This is a genomic window from Mesorhizobium sp. M7A.F.Ca.CA.004.06.1.1 (assembly GCF_003999135.1).
Classification (GTDB): Bacteria; Pseudomonadota; Alphaproteobacteria; order Rhizobiales; family Rhizobiaceae; genus Mesorhizobium.
In genome coordinates this window covers 1-5,278 of the sequence record NZ_RZPQ01000413.1, presented here as the reverse complement: position 1 = coordinate 5,278, position 5,278 = coordinate 1, and the positions used below count along the sequence as shown (strand labels likewise).

Sequence of the window (5,278 nt, the reverse complement as noted above, 5' to 3'; positions counted from 1 at the left end):
TTGCAACACCGGCGTAAGTCAGGATCAGGATCAGCAGTGCCGCCGCGCCCATCAATGTCATCGATAGAAGTCCTGCACAGTCTGTTTCCGCGCCGAAGCCCACCACCCACCCGGAGGCCATTCGGGTGCTCACCCTTTAACGCGATGTCGATCTGGATGCCAAACCGGCCGGGCAGACGGTTTCAGACGCCGGGCTAACGCAAATAGAAATCCAGCCTCTGTCGCACAGCTTGGGAAGAATAGATCTGTTCGAAGGACTCCCTCGCCCTTTTTCCCACTGTCGCCCGCAATGCCGGATCGGCTTTGAGATCGGCAAGGATGCGCAACGCCTGTTCAGTCGTCTCGAACAAGAAACCGTTTTCGCCATGCCTTATGTGGTCGGAATAGCCGCCATGGGAATGGCAGACCACAGGCAAACCGCAGGCCATCGCCTCCAACACGACGCGACCGAAGGTCTCCACATGCCAACCGGTGCGATAATAAAACACGTCGAGCGTCCGCAGAAACTCTTCGGCGGAAAATCGGCCGGGTGGGAACAGTTCGAGTTGCGGATGCGGCATGAGGCTGTCCTTGAGCCCTGCCCCGCCCTGAATCCGCAAGGCTGTGCCCTCGGCCAGCAATGTCTCGTAGAGGGGTATGTCATCGGCATGATGTTTGCCCGGCCCGTCGCGACTCAAGCGTCCGACGGTGAACGGACGATCCGAAGCCAGACGCCGGGGTGAAAAACGTTCGACATCGATCAGCGATGGATGCACGACGCCATCGACCCGCAGCATCCGTCTCTGAAAATCGGAAATCAGCACCAGTTCGGCGTCTGGCCAGTTCAGCATGCGGGGCATGCGCGTCGTCAGCGCGATGATTTTCGGGTGAAAGGTATTGAAGACATAGATCAGCCGGCGCGGCCGCGGGATCAGGTAAGGCCACACCTTGTTGCGCCAATGCGAGCCGAGAAAGACGTAGGTGCCGCCATTCGGGACATCCCACTTCGACAGCGAGACGCGGCGAATCGGGAAGTTCCGCATCAACTCGCCGGACACGCTGGAGGAGGTTGCCCACAGATGCACCTCGGAATCGGCACTCAACAGCCGGTACAGTTCCAGAGCTTCAAGGTCACTGCCGCCGAAGGGATCCTGAAAGCCGTTGAACAAATGGATCATGGTCGCTGCGCTTTGTTAGCTTGGCCGGCTGTTTGCCGATAGTGAAAATCTGGCCGTTGCCGTGCTGCCCACATGGCGATCGGTGGCCTTACTTGTGGCCGAGCAGAGCTAACGCAGCTGCTGAAAAATCGCTGTGAACAGAGATATCTACCTTCAGCTGGTATTTAGCTGCCCGAGATATCGGTCGCCCATTACGCAGGTTGCGTCAATACGGGGGCATTCGGTGAGTGCTAAGTCGTCCATCTATTGCTCAAAAACATCACTGGCAGCCTAAGCTGCGTCGCCTACCCCTTGCAGAGTCTCGCTATTTAGTTAAGCAAGTTATTTCAAGTTAGTTAAGCAAGTTATTTCAAGGTCAAGGCAGTAATTATCGACCGATAGCCTGTGGGGGGCATCAATGAAATGTATGGTTATTAACCTCGATCGGTCTCCCGATCGACTTGCCCATGTCACGGCTGAATTCGCGAAGGTTGGTGTTTCGTTCGACCGGGTTCCTGCCGTAGACGCGTTGCATCGACCGGAATTTGCTGCGACTTCACCAAGTTTAACTCCCACGGAAGCGGCTTGCCTTATGAGCCACAAGGTTTGCTGGACCATCATCGCAGATGGTGAGGATGCCTTTGGTGCGATCTTCGAGGATGATGTCCTGTTGTCCGAAGCAGCTGGCCCAATGCTTTCCGATGATGGATGGATTCCGGCCAACGCCGATATCGTCAAGCTGGAAACCTACCTAAAGAAAACCGTTATCGCGATGAAGCGCACCTGCGTCAGTCGGGTGTTTTCGGTTGTTAGGCTATATGGGTTCCACATCGGAGCGGCCGGGTACATCATTTCGAAGCAAGCAGCGCGCGATCTGATCGCCCGAAGTCTCGATGCGCCCGCCGATCACGTTATCTTCGATCCGTCGCTTCCGACATCGTCAAGCAAAGCGATCTACCAACTGTTGCCCGCACTGTGTGTGCAAAATGACCTTATTCGTGAGAAGGCCTTCGGGTTGACCAGCCTTCTTAGTGAGGAGCGGCTCGTGAGAGCCAGCGCAAATTCCGCTCCAAAGCGGAGTCCCGCGGAAAAGCTCCTGGTCGAAGCAAGGCGTATAAGTCGACAGATTTTCGATATCTGGCGCTTCAGGCGTGAGAAAACTATCTCTTTAGCGTGATGTCGGCAGCCAAAGCACTGCTGCGCGACGGTCCCGAGTCACCCATCAATGCACGGTGGCAACCCCGGGCAGAGGCGCCGGAGACGTTCCGGCCGGATCGAAGCTGACTTGATCGCGTCCGTTCGACTTGGCCGTGTAAAGCCTTTTGTCGGCAGCGGAGAAGATTTCCTCATAGGTGATCGGGCCGGTAAAGCTTGTGCCGCCGATGCTGACGGAAAGCGGACAAGGCCTGCCGCCGGGTGAGAATTCCATCTCCCTGATACGCCGGCGGATGCTTTCGGCGACCACCCAGGATTGCGAGGGGTCCACGCCGGGCAGAAACACGCCGAATTCTTCGCCTCCGATGCGGCCGACGATATCGCCGCCACGCAGTTGCCCTTTGATCGCCTGTGCTATCAGTTTGAGCGCCTGGTCTCCGCAATCGTGACCCAGGCGGTCATTGATCGACTTGAAGTGGTCGGCGTCGATGATCAGCAGCGCCCCCGAACGGGTCTGCTCCTGCTTTCGGGTCTGCTCGAGATAGGCTTCGACCAGCATAGAGAAGGCGCCACGGTTCAGCACCGCCGTCAGGCTGTCTGTCGCGGCGATGATGCTGAGATCGCGCTGCGCGATGGCCAGCTGGCGAATCTTCCACATCAGGAAAAACAGAAACGAGCCGCCCAGCACCAAAGGCAGCAACAAGTCGGTCATCTTCGCCCGCCACACGGCCTCGGGCGAAAGATAGGGGAAATTGAAGGAATCGACGAAGAACGCCACGGCAATGAAGAATGCAGTACCGACTACCGTGACAGCGATCACCCTGCCCCAGCTCGTCGGCGACAGATCGAGCTTCATCCCGTTCAACTCCGTTAGCCGTCGCTACTATGACGCACCAACCCAAACAAATTGATAAGACTTTCCCTCCAATTTCTGTCGGGCGGCGGAATCAAATCCACCCGCCAGCCCCGATCGGTGACTTGCGACGGAGGCTTGCGCAAACGTGCCACAAGACGGCCGCTGAAAGCAGCCATCCTGTTTCAGAGCTTGAAGGCGTGAGCCAATTGCCGGCCGGACAAGGGCAAAACGGCGCGCGAACCAGACCGCGTCGTCAGTTGAGCGTTGACTCACTCAGCGCATCGACGACAAAGGATGCCGCGATCAGGTCGTCGGCATCGAGGCGCAGGGAACCTCCGTCGCCTCCCATGGCTGAAGCCACTTTTTGAAAGGTTTTCATTTCGTATTCCGTGATCCGGGCGTCCTGCATCTTGGCCTTGAGATCGGCGATACGCCGATCCAGAGCCGAAGATATGCCTATTTCTCGCTTCGACATGGCAACACTCCTCCCCACCCTTGTTTGCCTCCCGCCTGTCCACTTTTATATGAGGGTTCTCGAATACAGCGGGCCGAACGCGCTGTGCGCAGGAAGGTTCCGAAAAGGCGGAGTCACGAAATAATACGCTGGCGCCGGGCGGCTGCCCGAGCCACGCCAACGCCTCATCACCGAACAGAGTTGGACGGCTTGCGGTATTTGCCGCTGTCGGGGCGACCCTGCATGGAGAAAGCTGATTCCGCGATTTTGTTATATCAGATCTAGCTAATCCTTGACGCCGGCAGATGACGCCCCAGAATCAGTGGCATGGCAATAAAGGTCGGCGACGAAGTGGCGGTCATGGCGACGGTGCTGAAGCGCGTCACGGAAGACCGCGTCAGCGTGTCGATCCCCGGTTACAATTTTCCGCATTCGGTCATTGATCCGGCGACCAGGCTGACCAAGGGCCAGCTGATGGAATTATCCGGCGGCGTTACGCGAATCGACGGCGACAAGGTCACGGTATCGCTCGGGACAATGGTCACAGTGGATAGGGACAAGGTACGCCTGGTGCAAAGCCATGTCCCGCCGAAGCGAAGGGATCTGAGGATGTGAACAAGCGAAGCTCCACCGTTTCAGGGATCCAGCCCCTTACATCCCAGCAGTGCAGAGCCGCACGAGCGATGCTGAAATGGTCGCAGGTGCGACTCGCCGCGAAGTGCGGCCTCAGCGAAGGAACGATTGGCAGTTTCGAGAGCGGACGAAGGATTCCGAGTTCGGCCAAGCTGGCTGCCATCCGTCGAGGGTTGGAGGCAGCAGGCGTGATTTTCGTCAATCAGAAGGCCGCAGTGACCAAGAGCGGTCCGCCTCGTCAAACTATCGGTGGAACATAATTTAGATATCGCTGTTAGAGCGCAAACGGGAGGCGAGCGATGTTCAAACGTGAAATCGGCATTGTTTCGGACTGGTCGAAATTGGTGGCGGACGATCCTCTGATCGCCGCCGATATAGCCCGGCGTTTTTCTGTGCGCGCTTGCAATGACAACGCCGCCGCCGACGACGACGTCCCGTGGCCCGGCACCGAAACCCGAAATCCCGACTTTGCCGGCCTCGCGACACCCGCCGAGTATCCTCGGCCGATCGTGCTTCTAGCGACGATCTATGCGTCGACGGTCCTGGGGGTAACGCTGCTTCTGGCCGCGGCGGTTTGAGCGCACGAGGCCCGATGCCGCTCTCTGAAAGCCCACGTCTCCGGTATAAACCGTAACCTATGTGTCCGGAACGGACCGAAAGGCTTTGGCGATCCCGACAGGATTCGAACCTGTGACCATCGGCTTAGAAGGCCGGTGCTCTATCCAGCTGAGCTACGGGACCGCTGGCCGGCCTTTGGGCCGGCTGGATATTCTGGCATTGGCCGCCGTTCAATGCGTCCAGGGCGTCCTGCGGTCATAGCGGAAATTCTCCGCATAGGAAATCTGGCGGCGCTTGGTCTCTTTCGGCTCTTCGACGCGGAAAGCGAGCCCTTGCTTTTCGGCGTAGGCTACCGCCTCTTCCCGCGTGTCGAAGCTAAGCCTGATCTGGCTTCTCATGTCTGCCGACGTCGTATAGCCCATCAGCGGATCGATCTTCTTGCGCGTCTCGGGATCGAATTCCAGCACCCAGTGGCCGGTCTTGGCC

General features: G+C 58.0%; 8 protein-coding genes and 1 tRNA gene. 4 read left to right on the top strand and 5 right to left on the bottom strand.

The window, feature by feature from the left end:
- Nucleotides 1-194: 194 nt before the first annotated feature.
- Nucleotides 195-1,157, bottom strand: a complete 963-nt coding sequence (locus EN906_RS22045; protein ID WP_127270455.1) for a glycosyltransferase family 4 protein — start codon at nucleotides 1,155-1,157, stop codon at nucleotides 195-197.
- Between the two features lie 397 nt (nucleotides 1,158-1,554).
- Here EN906_RS22045 and EN906_RS22040 point away from each other — a divergent pair, with 397 nt between their 5' ends.
- The gene (locus EN906_RS22040) at nucleotides 1,555-2,313 is read left to right on the top strand and encodes a glycosyltransferase family 25 protein (RefSeq protein ID WP_127270453.1); all 759 of its coding nucleotides are present in this window, start codon (nucleotides 1,555-1,557) and stop codon (nucleotides 2,311-2,313) included.
- A gap of 45 nt (nucleotides 2,314-2,358) precedes the next feature.
- Here the strand turns inward: EN906_RS22040 and EN906_RS22035 are convergent, their stop codons facing one another.
- Nucleotides 2,359-3,147, bottom strand: coding sequence for a GGDEF domain-containing protein (locus EN906_RS22035; RefSeq protein WP_127270779.1), 789 nt, complete (start codon nucleotides 3,145-3,147; stop codon nucleotides 2,359-2,361).
- A 253-nt stretch (nucleotides 3,148-3,400) separates the two neighbouring features.
- Complete coding sequence (locus EN906_RS22030; protein WP_127270071.1) at nucleotides 3,401-3,622, bottom strand: hypothetical protein; 222 nt, start codon at nucleotides 3,620-3,622, stop codon at nucleotides 3,401-3,403.
- Nucleotides 3,623-3,928: 306 nt separating this feature from the next.
- Here EN906_RS22030 and EN906_RS22025 point away from each other — a divergent pair, with 306 nt between their 5' ends.
- Genes EN906_RS22025 through EN906_RS22015 form a run of 3 tightly spaced genes read left to right on the top strand, consistent with a single transcriptional unit; the run spans nucleotide 3,929 to nucleotide 4,812 of the window.
- Nucleotides 3,929-4,216 carry a hypothetical protein gene (locus EN906_RS22025; protein WP_164749088.1) on the top strand — a complete coding sequence of 96 codons (288 nt, stop codon included), beginning with the start codon at nucleotides 3,929-3,931 and terminating at the stop codon, nucleotides 4,214-4,216.
- The gene (locus EN906_RS22020) at nucleotides 4,213-4,494 is read left to right on the top strand and encodes a helix-turn-helix transcriptional regulator (protein WP_127270073.1); all 282 of its coding nucleotides are present in this window, start codon (nucleotides 4,213-4,215) and stop codon (nucleotides 4,492-4,494) included. Before EN906_RS22025 ends, EN906_RS22020 begins: the two co-directional genes overlap by 4 nt.
- 39 nt (nucleotides 4,495-4,533) lie before the next feature.
- The gene (locus tag EN906_RS22015) at nucleotides 4,534-4,812 is read left to right on the top strand and encodes a hypothetical protein (protein WP_127270075.1); all 279 of its coding nucleotides are present in this window, start codon (nucleotides 4,534-4,536) and stop codon (nucleotides 4,810-4,812) included.
- Between the two features lie 86 nt (nucleotides 4,813-4,898).
- Here the strand turns inward: EN906_RS22015 and EN906_RS22010 are convergent.
- Both EN906_RS22010 and EN906_RS22005 read right to left on the bottom strand, forming a co-directional pair.
- Nucleotides 4,899-4,975, bottom strand: a tRNA-Arg gene (locus EN906_RS22010).
- Between the two features lie 47 nt (nucleotides 4,976-5,022).
- The coding region (locus EN906_RS22005; RefSeq protein WP_127375366.1) for an ETC complex I subunit at nucleotides 5,023-5,278 on the bottom strand (256 nt) is incomplete at its 5' end.

Bases quoted from the DNA above. Each gene is read 5' to 3' on its own strand.
- EN906_RS22015 (WP_127270075.1), top strand. From the start codon at position 4,534: ATGTTCAAACGTGAAATCGGCATTGTTTCGGACTGGTCGAAATTGGTG.
- EN906_RS22040 (WP_127270453.1), top strand. From the start codon at position 1,555: ATGAAATGTATGGTTATTAACCTCGATCGGTCTCCCGATCGACTTGCC.
- EN906_RS22045 (WP_127270455.1), bottom strand. From the start codon at position 1,157: ATGATCCATTTGTTCAACGGCTTTCAGGATCCCTTCGGCGGCAGTGAC.
- EN906_RS22035 (WP_127270779.1), bottom strand. From the start codon at position 3,147: ATGAAGCTCGATCTGTCGCCGACGAGCTGGGGCAGGGTGATCGCTGTC.
- EN906_RS22025 (WP_164749088.1), top strand. From the start codon at position 3,929: ATGGCAATAAAGGTCGGCGACGAAGTGGCGGTCATGGCGACGGTGCTG.
- EN906_RS22030 (WP_127270071.1), bottom strand. From the start codon at position 3,622: ATGTCGAAGCGAGAAATAGGCATATCTTCGGCTCTGGATCGGCGTATC.